Origin of the sequence: Streptomyces sp. NBC_01428, from assembly GCF_036231965.1 — a bacterium.
GTDB lineage: Bacteria > Actinomycetota > Actinomycetes > Streptomycetales > Streptomycetaceae > Streptomyces.
The window spans coordinates 2027273-2047227 of sequence record NZ_CP109499.1 but is presented as its reverse complement, the minus strand read 5'-3'; the positions used below and the strand labels follow the sequence as shown (position 1 = coordinate 2047227).

Below are 19955 nucleotides of genomic sequence, written 5' to 3'. Positions count from 1 at the left end.
TCCGATTCCCTTCACCGTCCTCTGGCGCACTCCACTCCCCAACGGCATACTGTATGCAATTCTTGCGGAAGGGTGCTCTTGCGCGCTCCCGCGGGAGGCCGGTCCGGATTCCAGAAGGGGGTCACCCCGTGTCGTACCGCAGTTCTCTCTCCGCGGTCCTCGCCGATGTCGTCGCGCCCGCCGCCGAAGTGACCGGTGAGCGGGGCCGGTTCCCGCGTGCGGCCGTGACGGCCCTCGGTCGCGCGGGGTTGCTCGGGCTCACCGCTCCCACGGCTGACGGCGGCGGGGGTCGGGGGTGTGCGGAGGCCGCCGAGGTGGTGGCGCGGACCGCTCGCGTCTGCCCGGCGACCGCCGCCGTGCTCACCTCCCACTTCGCCGCGGTCGCCGCGCTGGGGGTCTACGGGAACCCCTGGCTGCGGGGCGAGATCGCCGCCGGACGCCATCTCGCCACACTGGCCCTCGGGGACATCGGCCCCGAGGGGCTCCTCGCCGAGGAGGGATCGGGACGGCGGCACCTGTCGCCCGGGGGAGGCGGCTCGACCGCCGTCCGCTCCGGTGGTGTCGTCGCCCTGCGGGCCCGGCGGCGCGCAGTGGTCGCCGCAGGTGAGGCGGACAGTTATCTCTGGTCGTCCGAGGCGTGGGAGACATCTCGGCCGACCGTGCCGCAGGCCCTGCCGGGGCGTTCCCGGCGGACGGACCGGGGCGGCGTGACCCTGTGGGTCGTCCCGGCCCACGCGCCCGACCTGTTCGTCCCGGCGAGGCCCGACGGCGCGGGGCCCGGCGGCAGCGGGACCTCGACCGTGTGTGCCGACCCGGTGCTCGTTCCGGCCGACGCGATGCTCGGACCGGACGGCGGGGGAGGGGACATCGTCCTCGGCGTCGTACGGCCCTGGCTGCTCGAACTGACCGCCGCGATGGCCGCGGAGATGCCGCGAACCCGGGAAGTGCCGTGCCAGGAGCCCGGCTTCGCGGACGCGCGTTCCGGGACCGGCCCGTCGCAGGGCGCGGGCGGGCATGACGTCCGGTCCGGAGCCGGTCCGGCCGGGGCCGCGCGGTCGGAGGACACCGGCCTCGCCCCCGCGTGCCGGCCCGCCGGAACCCTCGCGCCGACGTGAACCGGTACGGCTGCCGCCTACGCCCGTCCGCCGGCCGCGATCTGCTTGCGGTAGAAGCCCGTGGTGCGCTCGGTGTGCTTGCGCATCACCTCGCCCGCCCGGTCGGCGTCGCCCTTGGCGATGGCCCTGATCAGCTGGGCGTGTTCGTTCCACGCCTCCTTGCCGCGCGGGCGGGCGATCGGCGTGTAGTACCAGCGCACCTTCTGGCCGACACCGGAGATGAGTTCGGCCAGGACGTCGTTGCCCGCCACGGAGGTGATGAAGGCGTGCAGGGCCGTGTTCGCGGCGACCAGCCGCTCGACGTCCCCTTCGGCGAGCGCGTCGACGCCCTCCTGCTGCAGCTCCCAGAGCCGCTCGATGTCCTCGGGCTTCGCGTTCTGCGCGGCGAGCTGCGCCGAGTAGGTCTCCAGAACCGCCCGGACACCGAGGAGTTGGGCTGCCTCCTCCTCGGTGGGGGAGTGGACGAACGCCCCCTGGGCAGGACGCAGGTCCACCCAGCCGTCGGTCTGGAGCCGCTGCAACGCCTCGCGGACGGGCTGGCGGCTGACGCCCAGGTGCTCGGCGAGCTCGGCCTCGACCAGGTGTTGGCCGGGCTTGAGGGAGCCGCTGACGATCAGCTCGGTCAGTGCGTCGTACACGGCCTGGCGCAGTGGTGCCGGGCGGGTGACGCGCCGGGCCGCGGCGGCCGTGAGTGCCTCGCGCATGGGAGCCCCCGTTCTGCCACCGGGCCCGCGGGCCGACGGCTCTGCCAAGTGGTGGCCGCCGAGTCGGTCGCCGACGGCCCGGCCAGCATACAGGTTTTGGTATGCAGGATGGCGGGCTCCTCCGGAGGAAATCCCCAGGTCGGCCACCGGTTCCCGACGTGCGGCTCACCGCCGTAAGGGCCCTGGAGCGCGAGGGCGGCGCACGGCTCCGTGACGATGCCTCCCTCCCCGCGGCGCCAAATCCCGCTCGGGGGACAGCGATTGATGGTGATTGAGTTCTGTATACAGAAGCCTGTATGAGGTATCGTCCAGTCTCCCGCGAGCATCGCCGGGAGCCCGCGTGACGGAAGGCGGAGCGATCATGACGACCAGCGCGAGCGACGTGACGGTCGAGGGCGTGGTCCGCAGAGCGGCGGCCGGCCACCGGGACCAGCGCGGTGCGCTGCTGCCCGTACTGCACGCCGTGCAGGCTGAGTTGGGGCATGTGCCGCAGGAGGCGATCCCGGTGCTCGCCGATGAGTTCAACCTCTCCCGGGCCGATGTCCACGGGGTGGTGACCTTCTACCACGACTTCCGCCGCGAGCCCGCCGGACGCACCCTCCTGCGCATCTGCCGGGCCGAGGCGTGCCAGGCCCTGGGCGCCGAGGGCCTGATGACCTACGCCCGCGAGGCGGGACTGGCACCCGGAGAGACGACCCCCGACGGTGCCGTGACCGTCGAGCAGGTCTTCTGCCTCGGCAACTGCGCCCTCGGCCCGGCGGTCGAGGTGAACGGCCGCCTGCACGGCCGCGTGACCCCGGCCCGGCTGGGCTCGATCCTCGACGGGACGGTCTCCTCATGAACGACACCACGCACCCGGCCGCCACGGTCTACGTCCCCCGCGACGCGGCGGCCCGGTCCGTCGGCGCGGACGACGTGGCGACCGCCCTCCAACAGGCATCGGACCGCGGCGACTTCACGCTCGACGTCGTACGCAACGGATCGCGCGGCATGCTCTGGCTGGAACCCCTCGTCGAGGTCGTCACCCCCCGCGGCCGCATCGGATACGGCCCGGTCACCCCGTCCGACGTCGAGGACCTGCTCGCCTCCGGTCTCCTCGACGGCGCCGACCATCCGCTGTGCCGCGGAGTGGTGGACGAACTGCCCTGGCTGGCACGCCAGAACCGCGTCACGTTCGCCCGCGTCGGCGTCACGGACCCGCTGTCGCCCGAGGACTACGTGGCGCACGGCGGCATCGAGGGGCTGCGCGCCGCGCTGGAGCGCCCGCCCGCCGACGTGGTCGCCGAGGTCACCGCGTCCGGACTGCGCGGCCGGGGCGGCGCGGGATTCCCCGCCGGCATCAAGTGGAAGACCGTCCTCGACTGCCCGGACGACCTCAAGTTCGTCTGCTGCAACGCCGACGAGGGCGACAGCGGCACCTTCGCCGACCGGATGGTCATGGAGGGCGACCCGTTCCTGCTCATCGAGGGCATGACCATCGCCGCGCACGCCGTCGGCGCGACCGAGGGCTACCTCTACATCCGCTCGGAGTACCCGGACGCCGTCGCCTCGATGCGCGCCGCGATCGGCATCGCCCGCGAACAGGGCTGGCTCGGCACGGGCATCCTCGGCTCCCCGCTCGACTTCGACCTGCACGTCCGGGTCGGCGCGGGCGCGTACATCTGCGGCGAGGAGACCTCCATGCTGGAGAGCCTGGAGGGCAGGCGTGGCACCGTGCGGGCCAAGCCGCCGATCCCCGCGATCGAGGGCCTCTTCGGCCGGCCGACGGTCGTGAACAACGTCCTCACGCTCGCCACGGTCCCCGTCGTCCTCGCCGCGGGCGCGGCCGCGTACCAGGAACTCGGCGTCGACCGCTCCCGCGGCACCCAGGTCTTCCAGCTCGGCGGCAACATCGCGCACGGCGGCATCGTCGAGACCGCGTTCGGCGTCACCCTGCGCGAACTGGTCGAGGACTACGGCGGCGGTACGTTCACCGGGCGCCCGGTACGCACGGTGCAGGTCGGCGGCCCCCTCGGCGCCTACCTGCCGCCGTCGATGTTCGACCTGCCGATGGACTACGAGGCGTTCGCCGCCGCGGGCGCGATGGTCGGGCACGGCGGGGTCGTCGTCTTCGACGACACCGTGGACATGGCGGCCCAGGCCCGCTTCGCGATGGAGTTCTGCGCGGCGGAGTCCTGCGGCAAGTGCACGCCGTGCAGGGTCGGTTCGGTACGGGGCGTCGAGGTGATCGACAAGATCGTGGCGGGCCGCCACCGGGACGAGAACCTGGCCCTGCTCGAGGACCTGTGCGACCTGATGACCGACGGATCGCTGTGCGCGATGGGCGGCCTCACGCCGATGCCGGTGCGGAGCGCCCTCGCGCACTTTCCCGACGACTTCCTCGCCCGCGGAGCGGGACAGGGAGCCCCACCCGAGCCGACGAGCGGCGTACGCACGGAGGGCACGGCATGACACTGCTCAAGGAATCCGACTTCGGAACCCCGGAACGGCCCGGCGCGGCCACGGTGTCCGTGGAGGTGGACGGCCTCCCGGTGACGGTCCCCGAGGGCACCTCGGTGATGCGCGCCGCCGCCCTGGCCGGCATCGACATCCCCAAACTGTGCGCCACCGACAGTCTGGAGCCGTTCGGCTCCTGCCGGCTGTGCGTGGTGGAGATCGACGGCAGGCGCGGCACCCCCGCGTCCTGCACCACACCGGTGGCGGACGGGATGCGGGTGAGCACCCAGACGCCGAAGGTGGAGAAGCTCCGCCAGGGCGTCATGGAGCTGTACATCTCCGACCATCCACTGGACTGCCTCACCTGCCCCGCCAACGGCGACTGCGAACTCCAGGACATGGCCGGCGTGGTGGGACTGCGGCAGGTCCGCTACGGCTTCGAGGGGGAGAACCACCTCGAAGCCGAGAAGGACACCTCCAACCCGTACTTCGACTTCGACGCCTCCAAGTGCATCGCCTGCTCGCGCTGCGTGCGGGCCTGCGGCGAGGTGCAGGGCACGTTCGCGCTGACCATCGAGGGACGCGGCTTCGACTCCAAGGTGTCGCCCGGCGCCGGCGAGACGTTCATGGACTCCGAGTGCGTCTCCTGCGGGGCCTGCGTCCAGGCCTGCCCGACCTCCACCCTCCAGGAGAAGTCGGTGGTCGAACTCGGCATGCCCACCCGGTCGGTGGTCACCACCTGCGCGTACTGCGGGGTCGGCTGCTCCTTCAAGGCCGAGCTGCGCGGCGACGAACTCGTGCGGATGGTGCCGTACAAGGACGGCGGCGCGAACGAGGGCCACTCCTGCGTGAAGGGCCGCTTCGCCTTCGGCTACGCCACCCACCCGGACCGGATGCTCAAGCCGATGGTCCGCGACCGGATCACCGACCCGTGGCGCGAGGTCGACTGGGACGAGGCGATCGGCACCGTCGCCCGCCGGATGCGGGACATCCAGGCGCGGTTCGGGCCCGGTTCGATCGGCGCGATCTCCTCGTCGAGGTGCACGAACGAAGAGGTCTACGTCGTCCAGAAGATGGTCCGCGCCGCCTTCGGCAACAACAACATCGACACCTGCGCCCGGGTCTGCCACTCCCCGACCGGATACGGGCTCAAGCAGACCTTCGGAGAGTCGGCCGGAACCCAGGACTTCCGGTCCGTCGCCGAGGCCGACGTCATCATGGTGATCGGCGCCAACCCCACCGACGGACACCCGGTGTTCGCCTCGCGGATGAAGCGCAGGCTCCGCGAGGGCGCCCAGCTGATCGTCATCGACCCGCGCCGCATCGACCTGGTGCGCTCACCGCACGTCGAGGCCGCGCACCACCTCCAGCTCAGGCCCAGCACCAACGTCGCCGTCGTCAACGCCCTGGCCCACGTGGTCGTCACCGAGGGGCTCGTCGACCGGTCCTTCGTGGAGAGCCGGTGCGAGGGCTTCGAGGAGTGGGCGCGTTTCGTCGCCCTGCCCGAGAACAGCCCGGAGGCCACCGAGGAGATCAGCGGGATCCCCGCCGGCCAACTCCGCTCCGCCGCACGGCTGTACGCCGGGGCACCGAACGGCGCCATCTACTACGGCCTCGGCGTCACCGAGCACAGCCAGGGCTCCACCATGGTCATGGGGATGGCGAACCTCGCCATGGCCTGCGGCAACATCGGCCGCGACGGCGTCGGCGTGAACCCGCTGCGCGGCCAGAACAACGTGCAGGGCTCCTGCGACATGGGGTCCTTCCCGCACGAACTCCCCGGCTACCGGCACGTGTCCGACGACGCGGTCCGCGAGGTGTTCGAGAACCTGTGGGGCGGCACGCTCCTCGCCGAACCGGGCCTGCGCATCCCCAACATGTTCGACGCCGCGATCGACGGCACCTTCCGCGGACTGTTCGTGCACGGCGAGGACATCGCACAGTCCGACCCCAACCTCCGGCACGTCACGGCCGCCCTGGAGGCGATGGAACTCGTCGTCGTGCAGGACCTGTTCCTCAACGAGACCGCCAAGTTCGCCCACGTCTTCCTGCCCGGCGCCTCCTTCCTGGAGAAGGACGGCACCTTCACCAACGCGGAGCGCCGCATCAACCGGGTGCGCGCCGTCATGAAACCGAAGACGGGCAAGCACGAGTGGCAGATCGTCTGCGAGATCGCCACCGCCATGGGCTACCCGATGGCGTACGACCACCCGGCCCGCATCATGGAGGAGATCGCCTCGGTCACCCCGACGTTCACCGGGGTCTCCTTCGAGGTGCTCGACAAGCTGGGCAGCGTGCAGTGGCCGTGCAACGCGGCGGCTCCCGACGGCACACCGGTCATGCACGTCGACGCCTTCGTCCGGGGCAAGGGCAGGTTCGTCGTCACCACGTACGTGCCGACCAAGGAGCGCTCCACCCGGCGCTTCCCGCTGGTGCTCACCACCGGGCGCATCCTCAGCCAGTACAACGTCGGTGCGCAGACCCGGCGCACCGGCAACGTCGCCTGGCACCCCGAGGACGTCCTGGAACTGCATCCGCACGACGCCGAGGTGCGCGGCATCACCGACGGCGCGCTGGTCACGCTCGCCAGCCGGGTCGGGCGCACGACCCTGCGTGCCGAGATCTCCGACCGGATGCCGGCCGGCGTCGTCTACACCACGTTCCACCACCCCGTGACCGGCGCCAACGTGGTGACCACCGAGAACTCCGACTGGGCGACCAACTGCCCCGAGTACAAGGTGACCGCCGTCCAGGTCGGCCTCGTGCACCCCCTCGGCCGCGCCGGCGCGCCACCCGGGCGGACGGGGGACACGGCACCGGAACCCCGCGGGAACGGGGCCCGGAAGGCCGCAGGCGACGACGCGCTCACGGCGGTGGACTGAGATGACGGGGACCGTCCCGGCGGAGCGCCGGATGGCGAACGACATCGCCCTGAACCTGGGACACCTGCCCGGGGACGAGGCGGCACAGGCGGTCGCCGGGCACATCGGCCGGTTCTGGGACCCGCGTATGCGGTCCCGGCTCGTCGCGGACGTCGACGCCGGGGCCGACGGAGTGCATCCGCTGGTGGTCGCGGCGGTACGGCTCCTGCGCTGACCGCGGCCGTGCACGACGGGACACGGGAGACGGCCGGATCGGTAGGCTCGGGATGATCACGGGGCAGCCGGCCGGCCCGTCCGCGGTGCCGGGGTGCGGCGCGAGCGAGAGAGGAGTCGTGCATGCTGTTCCGGCAGCTCGAGTACTTCGTGGCGGTGGCCCGCGAGCGGCACTTCGCGCGGGCGGCGGAGTCCTGCTACGTCTCGCAGCCCGCGCTCTCGGCGGCGATCGCCAAGCTGGAGCGGGAGTTGAACGTCACGCTCATCAACCGCGGTCACAACTACCAGGGTCTGACACCCGAGGGCGAGCGGCTCGTCGTGTGGGCCAAGCGCATCCTCGCCGAACAGGACGCGTTCAAGGCCGAGGTGGCCGCCGTGCAGTCGGGCATCACCGGCACGCTCCGCCTCGGCACCGACCCCACCGCCTCCACCACCCTTGCGATGCCCGTCGCCGCGTTCTGCGCCGCGCACCCGCTGGCCAAGGTGCAGGTCCGCTCCCGACTGTCGACGAAGGAACTCCACCGCCAGCTCCGCGACTTCGAACTGGACGTGGCGATCGCCCACTTCGACCCCGGCGACCAGGAGGGCCTGCAGGTCGTCCCGCTGTACCAGGAGCGCTACATGCTGCTGGTCTCCGACGACCAGCTGACCGCGCAGGCCTCCACGATGACCTGGGCGGATGCCGCCCAGCTGCCGCTCGCGCTGCTGACCCCGGACATGCGGATCCGGCAGATCGTCGACGGTGTGTTCGCGGACAAGGGCTTCGTGGTGACCCCGCAGGTGGAGACCGACTCGATCGCCTCGCTGTACGCGCACGTCGGCGGCGGCGAGTGGGCGAGCATCGTCCCGCACACCTGGCTGCGCGCGATGCCGGTGATCGGCAGGACGCGGGCGCTGCCGCTGGTCGACCCGGAGGCGGGCGCCCAGGTGTCGGTGGCGATCCACGCGGCGACCCCCGGATCGGTGGCCGCCCGCGCGTTCGTGAACGCGGCGACGGGCCTCTCCCTCGACGACTTCTTCGGCAGGCCCCTCACCGCGGAGCACCGCGTGCGCTGAGCCGGGACACGACCGCCGCCCTCCGCTCAGCGCGCGAACCGGGCCTCGACCGCCAGCCGGTCGAGACCGCCCTTCGCGGTGTACGGCAACGCGGCGACGAACACCAGCCGTTCGGGCACCTCGAAGGGGGCGAGCCGCTCACGGCAGTGGCGCAGCACCTCCTCGGCGCCCGCGCACTCCGGGTCGCGAACGACCAGAGCCGCGCCGACCCGCTGCCCGTACACGGCATCGGGGAGGGCGAACACGGCGGCCTCGGCGACGCCAGGGCAGCCCGCGAGGACGTCCTCCACGTGCTCCGGGGAGATCTTCTCCGTGCCGCGGCTGATGACGGTGGTGATCCGTCCCGTCAGGCGGAGATGACCGTCCTCGTCGAGGGACCCGAGGTCTCCGGTGCGCAGCCAGCCCCCGGAGAAGCCGCGCGCCGTCTCCACGGGGTCGGCGAGATAGCCGCGGGCCACCGTGGGCCCGGACAGCCACACCTCGCCCCGCACCCCGGCCGGGCACGGCCGCCCCTCCCGGTCGACGACCCGCACCTCCACGCCCGTCGGCCGGCCGGCCGACCCGTGCTTGAGGACGCCGTCCTGCGGCAGCGGTTCACTGGTCGCCTGGTGGGTGGACTCCGTCATCCCGTAGGCGGAGAGCAGCGGGGCACCGAACGCACGCTCCAGGGCCCGCTGCGTCGCCGGGTTGAGCGGGGCACTGGAGCTGCGGACGAAACGCAGCGGCGGACCCTGGGGCCCGGGATGTCCGAACTCCGCCCGCTCCAGCAGGACCTCGTGCAGGCTCGGGGCCGCGGCGAACCAGGTGGCGGACGCCGCCCGCATGTCGTCCCAGAAGGTCCGCGCGGAGAACCGGCCCCCCGCGGGCAGCAGGACGCCGCCCCCGCCGGCCAGCGACGCCAGGAGCGACGCGAACAGACCGTGCCCGTGGAAGAACGGCATCACCGCGACGGTCGCGTCCCCGGGACCCAGCCGGTAGGTGGCGCAGATGCCCCGCACGGAGGCGGCGACGTTCGCCTGCGTCAACGGCACCATCCGGGCCCGGGCCGCGGTCCCGGAGGTGTGCAGTACGAGGGCGTCGCCGGAGGTCAACTCATGCGCCGCGCGCCCTGCTCGGCGAGGGGCGGCGGCCAGGTCGGCGGTCAAGGACGCCGTCCCGGTCGGGGAGACCTCCACCCGCAGCGGCCAGGCCGGGACCGGGAGCGGTGCGAGGGGCGGGCCGCCGTCCGCCGACGGGCCGAGCAGGACGGCGGGGACACCGAGCGCGTCGAGCCGTGCGGCGAGTTCGGGTGCGGGCAGCGCCGGGTCCAGCGGTGCGGCCACCAGTCCGGCCCGCGCCGCGCCGAACAGAGCGACGACGAACTCGGCGGTGTCGGCCGCGACCAGACCGACCGGGTCGCCCCGGCGCAGTCCGGTGGCGGCGAGGCGCGCGGCCAGGTCGCCGGCCAGCGCCGACAGGTCCCGGAACGACACCGGCCGCCGGCTCGCGCCCACCACCAGGGCCCGGGCGCGGGGGCGTTCCCGCGTGGGCCGGTCCAGCAGATCGGCGAGGCCGGTCAGTTCGGGAGGGCGGTACCCGTCCGCCGCACACGCCGACGCCGAGGCCGGAACGGCCATGACCCCACCTCCGTCCCCCCAGGTCCGACGGAACCGTCGTCGTCCGCCGCGGCGGGCCCCCGGCTTCGGCGGGGCGCTCCTCTGCGAGCCTGCGGCGAGGCGGGGAGCGCGTCCAATACGCAGCGGCGAACGGCCGATAGAGGCGGTCTATCAAGGGAGTTGGCAGGGCCCGGGGGCGCCCTCGATAGACGCTGCTTATCGGCTGGTCGCCGATGGGTCTTGGACGCGGACGGACGTGCTGCCGATGGTGGTTGAAGGAGCCGCACCGGCAGGATCTGCCCAAGGAGGACCTCGGACCATGACCGCCCCCTCGACACTGGAGACCGCGGCGAACGCCGACGTTCCGACCGAGCTCACCGACGGGTACCACCTGGTCGTCGACGCGCTCAGGATGAACGACGTCGACACCATCTACGGGGTGGTCGGCATCCCGATCACCGACCTGGCCCGCCTCGCGCAGGCCCGGGGCATCCGCTACGTCGGCTTCCGGCACGAGAGCAACGCCGGCCACGCCGCCGCGGCCGCCGGCTACCTCACCCGGAAACCCGGCATCTGCCTCACGGTGTCCGCACCGGGCTTCCTGAACGGTCTCGTCGCCCTGGCCAACGCCACCACCAACTGCTTTCCCATGGTGCAGATCTCCGGCTCCAGCGAGCGGCACCTCGTCGACCTGCGGCAGGGCGACTACGAGGAGATGGACCAGCTCGCCGCCGCTCAGCCGTTCTGCAAGGCCGCCTACCGGGTGAGCCGCGTCGAGGACATCGGCCGGGGCATCGCCCGCGCCCTGCGCACCGCGGTCTCCGGGCGCCCCGGCGGTGTGTATCTCGACATCCCCGCCGCGGTGCTCGGGTCCATCATGGACGCCGAGGCCGGCGCGCGGACGCTGAGCCGTCTCGTCGACCCGGCGCCGCGCCAGCTGCCCGCGCCCGATGCCGTCGACCGGGCGATCGAGCTTCTCGCGGGCGCCGAGCGGCCGTTGGTGGTCCTCGGAAAGGGCGCCGCGTACGCGCGGGCCGACGACCAGGTCCGCGAGTTCGTCGAGTCCACCGGCATCCCGTACGTCCCCATGTCGATGGCCAAGGGCCTGCTGCCCGACGACCACCCGCAGTCGGCGGCCACCGCCCGTTCGCTGGCCCTGAAGAAGGCCGACGTCGTCATGCTCGTCGGCGCCCGCCTCAACTGGCTGCTCAACCACGGCGAGTCACCGCAGTGGAACCCCGACGCGAAGTTCATCCAGGTGGACATCGAGGCACGGGAGATGGACAGCAACCAGCCCATCGCCGCCCCGCTCGTCGGCGACATCGGGTCGGTCCTCGACGCCCTCGCCGAGCGGACCAAGCCCGGCCGGATCTCCGCCCCCGCCGCCTGGCGCGAGGAACTCGGCGCCCGCTCGGCGCGGAACGTCGCGAAGATGGCGGAGCGCCTGAAGGCCGACCCGCACCCCATGCAGTTCATGGGCGCCCTCAAGGCCGTACGCGACGTGCTGCGCGAGCGCCCGGAGACGTATCTCGTCAACGAGGGCGCCAACGCGCTGGACATCGCGCGCAACGTCATCGACATGCACGTGCCGCGGCACCGCCTCGACAGCGGCACGTGGGGCGTCATGGGCATCGGCATGGGATACGCGATCGCCGCCGCCGTGGAGAGCGGAGCGCCGGTGGTGGCCGTCGAGGGCGACAGCGCCTTCGGGTTCAGCGGCATGGAACTGGAGACGATCTGCCGCTACGGCCTGCCCGTCGTCACCGTCGTGATGAACAACGGCGGTGTCTACCGCGGCGACGACGTCAATCCGCTCGGCGACGCACCCTCCCCGACGACCCTGATGGCCGCGGCGCGGCACGACCGGATGATCGAGGCGTTCGGCGGCAGGGGCTATCGCGCGACCACGCCCGCCGAGGTCACCGCCGCCCTCACCGAGGCGCTGGCCTCCGGCGGCCCCGCGCTCATCGACTGCGTGATCGACCCCGCGGCCGGCACCGAGAGCGGCCACATCGCGCATCTGAACCCCAAGGGCATCACCGTCGGCAACATCCGGCCGGCCCGCACGTGAGCCCTCGACCCCCCGCCCGCAGCGACGACTCCCGCACCGCGATCATTCACGAGAAGGAAACCGCCATGAGTGAAAAGCCGCTCGCCGGAATCAAGGTGATCGACTTCACCGGAGTCCAGGCCGGTCCCGCGTGCACACAGATGCTCGCCTGGTTCGGCGCCGACGTCATCAAGGTCGAGCGCATCGCCGGCGGCGATGTGACCCGGCGTCAGCTCCGGGACATCCCCGACCTCGACGCGCTCTACTTCACCATGCTCAACAGCAACAAGCGGTCCCTGGCCATCAACACCAAGTCCCCCGAGGGCAAGGAGGTCATGGAGAAGCTGATCCGCGAGGCGGACATCCTGGTGGAGAACTTCGCGCCGGGCGCCATGGACCGGATGGGCCTCGGCTGGGACCACATCCACGCCCTGAACCCCCGGCTCGTCTTCGGCTCGGTCAAGGGCTTCAACGACGACTCCCAGTGGAACGACCTCAAGGTCTACGAGAACGTCGCCCAGGCCGCCGGGGGCGCCGCGTCCACCACCGGGTTCTGGGACGGGCCGCCCACCATCAGCGGTTCGGCGCTCGGCGACAGCAACAGCGGGATGCACCTGCTGATCGGCCTGCTCACGGCGATCATCCAGCGCAACGCCACCGGCGTCGGCCAGAAGGTCTCGGTGTCCATGCAGGACGCCGTCCTCAACCTGACCCGGGTCAAGCTCCGTGACCAGCAGCGCCTGGAGCGCATCGGCCACCTGGAGGAGTACCCGCAGTACCCGAACGGCGAGTTCGGCGACGCGGTGCCGCGCGGCGGCAACGCGGGCGGCGGCGGTCAGCCCGGCTGGATCCTCAAGTGCAAGGGCTGGGAGACCGACCCCAACGCCTACATCTACTTCACGATCCAGGAGCAGAACTGGGCCCGCACCTGCGAGGCCATCGGCCGTCCCGAGTGGACCGAGGACCCCGAGTACACCACCGCCCTGGCCCGGCAGCCGCACATCATGGAGATCTTCGGCGAGATCGAGAAATGGCTCGCCGACAAGACCAAGTACGAGGCGGTCGACATCCTGCGCACCTTCGAGGTGCCCTGCGCGCCCGTGCTCAGCATGAAGGAACTCGCCGCGGATCCCGACATGCGCCGCAGCGGCACGATCGTCGAGGTCGAGCAGAAGGAACGCGGCACCTATCTGACGGTGGGCAGCCCGATCAAGTTCTCCGCCTTCAAGCCCGAGATCGCCGGCGCCCCGCTGCTCGGCGAGCACACCGACGAGGTGCTCGCGGACCTCGGTTACGACGCGAACGCGATCCGCGCGCTGCACGAGGGCCAGGTCGTCGCCTGACCCCGCACACGGGACATCACGAAGTGCCCCCCGAACGGACGCCGTTCGGGGGGCACTTCGTTGTGCACCGCGTGCGGGAGGGTCGTCGCGCGGATCACACGGCCGTACGGTCCGTCTCGGCCCGCCGCCGCATCAGTTCCTTCTCCCGGGCCCGCCGCGCGGTGACGTCCCGGACGACGGCGCCGACGTAGGGGGCGCCGTCGTTCCCGGTCAGCAGCACCACGCTGAACTCGATGGACAGGGTGCGGCCGTCCGCCGCCAGCGCGGGCACCGTCAGGAGGTCGGCGTCACCGTACTGGGTGGTCCCTCTCCGCATGGCGGTGTCGAAGCCCTCCCAGTGCCGCCGGCGGTGCTTCTCCGGAATGATGACGTCGAGACTGCCGCCGTCCACCTCGGCCGCGGAGAAGCCGAAGATACGCTCGGCCCCTCTGTTCCAGTACCGGATCAGACCTTCCCTGTCGATGATCACCACACCGTCGGGTGCCCGGTCCGCCATTCCCAGCACCACTTGGGGATCCAGCTCAGCCATGTCGCCTCCGGGTCGGGGCCATTTGGTGGGCGACAGTATACAGAATCCAGTCCGTTCGGGGCCTGGCCGGGACGGCTCTCCGCGAACCGGTCAGTCCAGGCTGTACAGCCGGATCACGATGTGGTCCTCCTCCACCCTGGCCAGGCCCACGAAGACCGTCGCGGCGAGCCAGCGATGGGCGGGCGCGTCGGTACGGAAGACCGGGGAGGTGCGGAAATAGACGCCCGCCTCGGCCGTTCTGAGGGTGCCGTCGAACTGGTCCGGACTGTCGGTGCCTTCGACGTAGTAGCCGCGGTTCGTGATGTCGATGACCGCCCCGTCGTCCGCGCGGATCAGATAGCGGGCGTCCAACTCGCACACGTCGCCGCGGGTGTTGGACCAGTCGCCCCCGCCCGCGACCACCGCGCCGTTGAGCCGGGGGCCGCTGACGGTGCCGCCGGTGATGGGGGTGAACTCGGTGCGCTCGCCGTCGCCGTGGCCGATGTGCAGACTCTCGGCGACCTCGGCTCGGATCTCGAAGGCGTAGGTCAGGGTCGGGGACGTTGCCGGAGGCTGGGATGTCATCAGGGTGTTCCGATCGGTGGGGTGCGGCGGACTGGCTTCCAGCCCCGGCGGGGCACGGAGTCGAGCAGGGTGCGGGTGTAGGTGTCCTGGGGGTTCGTCAGGATGTGCTCCGTCGGTCCCCTCTCCACGATGCGGCCGCGGTGCATGACCACGACGTCGTCGCAGACGTGCCGCACCACGCCCAGGTCGTGGGTGATGAACAGGTAGGCGACCCGGCTCCGCTCGCGGATCTCGCGCAGCAGGGTGAGGATCTGCGCCTGGACGGAGACGTCGAGCGCTGCCACCGCCTCGTCGAGGACCAGGACGCGGGGGTCCACGGCGAGAGCGCGGGCGATGGCGACCCGTTGGCGCTGGCCGCCGGACAAGGTGCGCGGGAGGGCGTCGCCCTGGCGCTCGTCGAGCCCGACCCGTTCGAGGTGCCGGACCACTTCCTCGCGCAGCGCCGGTCCTCTCAGCCCGGTGTGCAGCGTGAGGACCTCGGCCACGCAGTCCCGTACGCGCTGGTGCCGGTCGAGCGAGGCGTACGGGTCCTGGAAGACCATCTGGATCCGGCGGGCGTGCCGCAGACGTTCCGCGGCACGGGCGCGGCGCCCCGGCGGCTCGTGTCCGGCGATCCGGATGCTCCCGGTGGTGGGGCGTTCGAGACCGGCGATCATCCGGGCCGTGGTGGTCTTGCCCGAGCCGGACTCCCCGACCACGGCCACCGAGCCGCCCGGGGCCAGCGTCAGATCGACGCCGTCCACGGCCGTGACGTCACCGAAGACCTTGCCCAGTCCGGTCACGCGGAGGGCGGGGGGTGCGCTCGTGTCACTCATGCGTGGGGCTCCTCTCGCTGCTGTCCGGGTGGGGACGGCCGACCGCCGGGATGCCCGTCCCCCCGTTTCCCGAGGCGGGGTGGGGAGAGCGGTCGGCGGGATGATGGCAGGCGGCGCGCCCGTCGCCCAGGTCGCGCGGCAGGGGCCGTTCGTCGGTGCACCGCCGCGACGCGGAGGGACAGCGGGGCGCGAACGCGCAGCCGGGGCCGGCCTCGAACGCCGACACGGGCCGGCCGGAGATCGCCCGCAGCGGCCGGCCGGTGCCCGGTTCGGGACGCGAGGCGAGGAGGGCGCGGGTGTAGGGATGGCGGGCGCCGTCGTACAACTGTCCGGCCGGCAGCTCCTCCACCACGGTCCCGGCGTACATCACGGCCACGCGGTCGCACACCGCCGCCGCGAGCGCCAGATCGTGTGTGATGAACAGCATCGCCAGCCCGCGCGCCGCTCGGGCCTCGTCGATGACGGCCATGACCTCCGCCTGCGTGGTGACGTCGAGAGCGGTGGTCGGTTCGTCCGCGAGCAGCAGCCGGGGTTCACCGGCCAGGGCGGCGGCGATCATGACGCGTTGCAGCAGACCGCCGGAGAGTTCCGCGGGGTACTGGCGCAGCCTGCGCGCCGCGTCGGGAACGCCGACGTCGCGGAGCAGGGCGGTGACCGTGGCCTCCGCCGCGCGCGGGCGGACTCCCCGTGTGGTGACCAGGCCTTCGGTGAGGAAGTCACCGACGGTGCGGACGGGGTTGATGTGCGCCCGGGGGTCCTGGAAGACCATGGCGACGTCCCGGGTGCGGAGGGTTCTCAGCCGGGCCGTGCCCATGTCGGGCACGTTCGCGCCGTCGAAGAGGAGCCGGCCGCTGGAGAGGGCCCCGGCCGGCAGCAGCCGCAGGACCGCGCGGGCGGTCATCGACTTGCCGGACCCGGACTCGCCGACCAGCCCCACGGCGGAACCGGCCGGCACGCTCAGGTCGACCCGGTGCAGGACCGGACGGGGGGAGCCCGCCATGGGCAGGGTGATGTGCAGGTCCGCCAGCTCCAGGAGCGCGCCGCCCGGTGCGGCCACGGGGTCACCGGACACCGGAGGCGGGTTCGCGCTGGGCGGTTCGGGCGTACGGGGCGTCGGTCGACGGGTCATCGGCTGTCTCCCAGGAGGCGTTGGGACAGGCCGCTGCCGAGCAGGTTGCAGGCGATGACGAACACGACGATCACCAGCCCGGCGTACAGGGACTGTTCGGGGCGGCCCGCGAGGATGCCGGAGGATCCGTTCGCCACCATCAGGCCCCATTCCGCGGTCGGGGGCTGGGCGCCGAGTCCGATGAAGGAGAACGCGGCGATGTCGAGCAGGGTGTAGCCGAAGGATGTGGCGGTCTGCACCAGGACCAGCGGCAGCAGGTTCGGGACGAGGTGGCGCAGACACACGCGCCACCCGGACATGCCGAGCATGCCCAGTGCGGACACGTACGGCAGCCGGCGTTCCCGCAGGGCCGCGCCCCGCACGACGCGGGCCACGTACGGCAGGTAGGCGATGGACAGGGTCACCACCGCCACCGTGAGCCCGGCGCCGAAGACCGCCGCCGCGACCACGGCCAGCACCAGCCCGGGGAAGCCGAAGACGATGTCCAGCAGGGCCGACACCAGCCGGTCGTACCAGCCGCCGATCCACGCGGCGCTCACCGCGAGCGCGGTGCCGAGCGTGCCGGCGGTCAGTGTGACGACGGCGGGGGCCAGCAGACTGGGCCGGGCCCCGTACAGGATGCGGGAGAGGATGTCCCGGCCGGTGTCGTCGGTGCCGAGCCAGTGCGCGGCCGAACTCGGCCCGTACACCGCCGTGATGTCCACCGCGTCGGGATCGTACGGCGCGATCAGCGGGGCGAGGAGCGCCGCGAGGACCGCCACCGTCACGACGGCACCGGCGGTGATCAGCACACCGCGCCCCCGGGCGAGCGAGCGCATCCGCCCGAGGCCCGCCCGGCCGCGTCCGGCGGTGGCGATCCGGTAGGTGCTCATGGACGGGCCTCCAGGGAGACGCGGTGGTCGAGCGCGGCCGTGACCACGTCGACCAGGGTGTTGACGGCGACGAACACGACCACGGTGATCAGCGCCAGCGCCTGGACGACGGCGAGGTCCTGCTTGGCGGCGCTCTGGATGAGCAGCGCGCCGACTCCGTTGACGCCGAACGCCTGCTCGACGACGGAGCAGCCGGCGATCAGTCCCGCCACCGCGACACCGGACACGGAGAAGATCGGCCCGGAGGCGTTGCGCAGGACGTGCTTGCGGATCACGTACCGCTCCGGGATGCCGCGGCCGCGTGCGGTCTGCACGTGTTCGGAACCGAGTTCGGCGCGCACCGCGGACCGGGTGACCTGCGTGACGTAGGCGAGCCAGGAGGCGGCGAGCGCGAGCGCCGGCAGGGTGAGGTGTTCGAGGCGTCCGGTGAAGCCGGTGCCCGCCCCGTAGGCCGGGAACCAGCCCCAGCGCACGGACAGCCACCAGATCAGCAGGACCGACATCACGAACGTCGGCACGGCCATGAGGGCGGTGGTCAGCACGGTGACGAGACTGTCGGTGACCCCGCCGCGGAGGGCGGCCAGGGAGCCGAGAGCGACGGCGGGCACGATGATCAGGAAGGCCGCGTAGCCGACCAGGAAGACCGTGTTGCCGATGCGTTGGGAGATCAGGTGGGCCACGGAGTCCTTGTAGGTGAGGGACTGTCCCGCGTCCCCGTGCAGGATGCCCGTCAGCCAGCGCCAGTAGCTCTGCACGAAGGGATCGTCGAGGTGGTACTGGCGGTGGATCTCCGCCAGCAGGTGCGGGTTGGGCGGCTTGCCGCCGCCGATGAGCAGGGTGGCGGGATCGCCCGGTGAGACGAACAGCGCGCCGTAGACGGCGATGCCGGCCACCAGGGCGGTCACCACCAGCATCGCCGTACGGCGGGCGACGAAGCGCCAGATCATGAGGTCGCCCCGCCGGTGGCGCCGAGCCGCGCGGCCCACGGCATGTTGATGTAGGCGAAGGACGCGGGGGCCCCGCTGAGGCGCTTGTTGAGGAACAAGCGCTCGTAGGGGGCGGCGATCGGGACGATGGGCAGGTCCTTGGAGTACAGCGCCTGGGCCCGGGTGAACAGGCTCGCCGACTCCTTCGGGTCCAGGGCGGCCTGCGCCCGCGCGAGCAGGGACGTCACCCGCTTGTTGTCGTAGTGGATCCAGTTCATCGGGGAGGCGGGCGCGGTGAACATCTGGGCGTACGAGAGCGGGTCGGGGATCTCGACGTAGCCGAGCGCCATCGTCGCGTCGAGCCCCTCGCGCAGCGACGGGTCGTAGAAGAGCCCGGACATCTGGGTGGGCTGGAGCTGCTTGATGACGATCTTCAGCCCTATTTTCCTGGCCGCCGCCTGCACGAACGTGAGCGTCTGGAGGGACTGCTGGTCGCCGGCGCCCATCGCCACGGTGACGGTGCGCCGCTTCGGGGCCGCCCGGTCGACGAGTTTCTTCGCGCGGGCGACATCGACGTCCGGTACGGCGGGCAGTGCGTCGTAGCCCTTGGCGTAGACGCCGGCGGCCTCACCGTTCTGCCACACCAGCGACGGAATGAAGGTCTTCAGCTTCTGCGCCGCCCCGTCGAAGACGTTCTTGACCAGCGCGTCGCGGTCGAGCACGAGGGAGAGGGCCTCGGTCACCCGGTGGTCGGCGAGCGGGGAGGACGGACCGGTCGGGCTGATGAACACGGTCTGTGCGGAGGGCCCGTGGTAGAGGGTGCCCGCGTCCGAGGAGCGCAGTGCCTTGGCGACGGTCGCGGGGATCTCGTAGCTGCCGTCGATCTGTCCGGACAGCAGGGCGCTGGTGAGGGTGCCGTTGTCGGTGACGAACCTGAAGGTCACCTTCTTGGCCCGGGGGCGCAGCGAGGCGTCCCAGTAGGCGCTGTTGCGGACCATGGTGACGGACTCGCCCGGTTTCCAGTCCGACAGCTCGAAGGGACCGGTGCACATCAGCCCGCCCTTGGCGGTGCCGTACGCGGCCCCGGCCTTCTTCAGGTAGGCGGCCTCGCTGACCGCTCCGAAGCCGTTCACCAGGTACTTGAGGAACAGCTCGTCGGGGGCCTTGAAGCGTACGGTCACCTGGTGCTCGCCGGTCGCGGTGATGCCCGCGACGGTCGCCAGGACCTGGGTGTTGACGCTCTGGGTGGCGGGCCGGCCCTGCCGGGTCAGGCTCGCCACCACGTCCTTCGCGGTCATGGCGTGGCCGTTCCAGAACCGGACGTCGTCGCGGAGGTCGAGGACGAGGGTCTTGGGGTCGGGACGGTGCCAGGCCTTCGCGAGCCCGGGGGCGAGGGTGTAGTCCGGCTGGAGCCGCAGCAGCGGGTCGCAGAGGTTGGACTCCACGGTGCTGGGGGAGTAGTCGCCGACCTTCGCCGGGTCGAGCGTGGTCGGTTCGCCCATCGGCAGGTTCCAGGTGACGCTGTCGAGCGTGCCGGTCGCGGCGGGCGTGGTCGTCGTCAGCCGGACGGCCTTCGGGGCGGCGGTGGAGGCGCCGCCGCCCGACGAACAGGCGGACAGGGCGAACAGGGCAGCCAGCGCGCCGGCGGTGCGGGCGGTTCTGGGAGCGTGCATGTCGGTGCTCCTGATGAGGGGAGTGCTGGGAGGGTGACGGGTCCTTCGGGCGT

17 protein-coding genes are annotated in these 19955 nt (G+C 72.1%); 8 read left to right on the top strand and 9 right to left on the bottom strand.

Translation table 11 applies throughout. The features are described 5' to 3' along the window. The first annotated feature begins 128 nt into the window (after positions 1-128). A complete protein-coding gene (locus OG406_RS08955) occupies positions 129-1115 on the top strand; it encodes an acyl-CoA dehydrogenase family protein (protein ID WP_329185164.1) in 987 nt (328 codons plus the stop codon). Between the two features lie 17 nt (positions 1116-1132). Here OG406_RS08955 and OG406_RS08950 read toward each other — a convergent pair whose 3' ends face one another. Then, positions 1133-1819, bottom strand: a complete 687-nt coding sequence (locus OG406_RS08950) for a GntR family transcriptional regulator (protein WP_107482688.1) — start codon at positions 1817-1819, stop codon at positions 1133-1135. A 361-nt stretch (positions 1820-2180) separates the two neighbouring features. On the opposite strand from OG406_RS08950, the gene OG406_RS08945 reads away from it, so the two are divergent. From OG406_RS08945 to OG406_RS08925, 5 genes are all read left to right on the top strand, one after another. Further along, complete coding sequence (locus tag OG406_RS08945; protein ID WP_326841988.1) at positions 2181-2660, top strand: NAD(P)H-dependent oxidoreductase subunit E; 480 nt, start codon at positions 2181-2183, stop codon at positions 2658-2660. After that, positions 2657-4270, top strand: coding sequence for a formate dehydrogenase beta subunit (locus OG406_RS08940; protein WP_329185161.1), 1614 nt, complete (start codon positions 2657-2659; stop codon positions 4268-4270). The genes OG406_RS08945 and OG406_RS08940 overlap by 4 nt, the downstream gene beginning before the upstream one ends. Next, positions 4267-7137, top strand: coding sequence for a formate dehydrogenase subunit alpha (fdhF, locus tag OG406_RS08935; protein ID WP_329185159.1), 2871 nt, complete (start codon positions 4267-4269; stop codon positions 7135-7137). The genes OG406_RS08940 and fdhF overlap by 4 nt, the downstream gene beginning before the upstream one ends. A gap of 1 nt (position 7138) precedes the next feature. Further along, positions 7139-7351, top strand: a complete 213-nt coding sequence (locus OG406_RS08930; protein WP_266851433.1) for a formate dehydrogenase subunit delta — start codon at positions 7139-7141, stop codon at positions 7349-7351. Between the two features lie 122 nt (positions 7352-7473). Then, on the top strand, positions 7474-8406 hold the full coding sequence (locus tag OG406_RS08925) for a LysR family transcriptional regulator (RefSeq protein ID WP_081220271.1): 933 nt from the start codon (positions 7474-7476) through the stop codon (positions 8404-8406). A gap of 26 nt (positions 8407-8432) precedes the next feature. Here OG406_RS08925 and OG406_RS08920 read toward each other — a convergent pair whose 3' ends face one another. After that, positions 8433-10022: a FadD7 family fatty acid--CoA ligase gene (locus tag OG406_RS08920; RefSeq protein WP_329185158.1), complete on the bottom strand. Its 1590-nt coding sequence runs from the start codon at positions 10020-10022 to the stop codon at positions 8433-8435. 298 nt (positions 10023-10320) lie between these two features. On the opposite strand from OG406_RS08920, the gene oxc reads away from it, so the two are divergent. Together oxc and frc are read left to right on the top strand one after the other, a co-directional pair. Next, positions 10321-12072 carry an oxalyl-CoA decarboxylase gene (gene oxc / locus OG406_RS08915; protein WP_329185157.1) on the top strand — a complete coding sequence of 584 codons (1752 nt, stop codon included), beginning with the start codon at positions 10321-10323 and terminating at the stop codon, positions 12070-12072. A gap of 65 nt (positions 12073-12137) precedes the next feature. Continuing rightward, entirely contained in the window at positions 12138-13394 is a 1257-nt protein-coding gene (gene frc, locus OG406_RS08910) for a formyl-CoA transferase (RefSeq protein ID WP_164371667.1), read from the top strand. 94 nt (positions 13395-13488) lie between these two features. Here the strand turns inward: frc and OG406_RS08905 are convergent, their stop codons facing one another. The 7 genes from OG406_RS08905 to OG406_RS08875 all read right to left on the bottom strand — a co-directional run bounded on the left by OG406_RS08905 (position 13489) and on the right by OG406_RS08875 (position 19902). Further along, a complete protein-coding gene (locus tag OG406_RS08905) occupies positions 13489-13923 on the bottom strand; it encodes a PAS domain S-box protein (RefSeq protein ID WP_329185156.1) in 435 nt (144 codons plus the stop codon). Positions 13924-14013: 90 nt separating this feature from the next. Continuing rightward, positions 14014-14487: a DUF3237 domain-containing protein gene (locus OG406_RS08900; RefSeq protein WP_267048976.1), complete on the bottom strand. Its 474-nt coding sequence runs from the start codon at positions 14485-14487 to the stop codon at positions 14014-14016. After that, entirely contained in the window at positions 14487-15302 is an 816-nt protein-coding gene (locus tag OG406_RS08895) for an ABC transporter ATP-binding protein (RefSeq protein ID WP_267048977.1), read from the bottom strand. Before OG406_RS08895 ends, OG406_RS08900 begins: the two co-directional genes overlap by 1 nt. After that, positions 15295-16431, bottom strand: a complete 1137-nt coding sequence (locus tag OG406_RS08890) for an ABC transporter ATP-binding protein (RefSeq protein ID WP_329185153.1) — start codon at positions 16429-16431, stop codon at positions 15295-15297. Before OG406_RS08890 ends, OG406_RS08895 begins: the two co-directional genes overlap by 8 nt. Further along, positions 16428-17303: an ABC transporter permease gene (locus OG406_RS08885; RefSeq protein ID WP_267048979.1), complete on the bottom strand. Its 876-nt coding sequence runs from the start codon at positions 17301-17303 to the stop codon at positions 16428-16430. Before OG406_RS08885 ends, OG406_RS08890 begins: the two co-directional genes overlap by 4 nt. Next, a complete protein-coding gene (locus tag OG406_RS08880) occupies positions 17300-18250 on the bottom strand; it encodes an ABC transporter permease (protein ID WP_267048980.1) in 951 nt (316 codons plus the stop codon). Before OG406_RS08880 ends, OG406_RS08885 begins: the two co-directional genes overlap by 4 nt. Further along, positions 18247-19902 carry an ABC transporter substrate-binding protein gene (locus OG406_RS08875; protein WP_329185149.1) on the bottom strand — a complete coding sequence of 552 codons (1656 nt, stop codon included), beginning with the start codon at positions 19900-19902 and terminating at the stop codon, positions 18247-18249. The genes OG406_RS08880 and OG406_RS08875 overlap by 4 nt, the downstream gene beginning before the upstream one ends. Positions 19903-19955 lie beyond the last annotated feature (53 nt).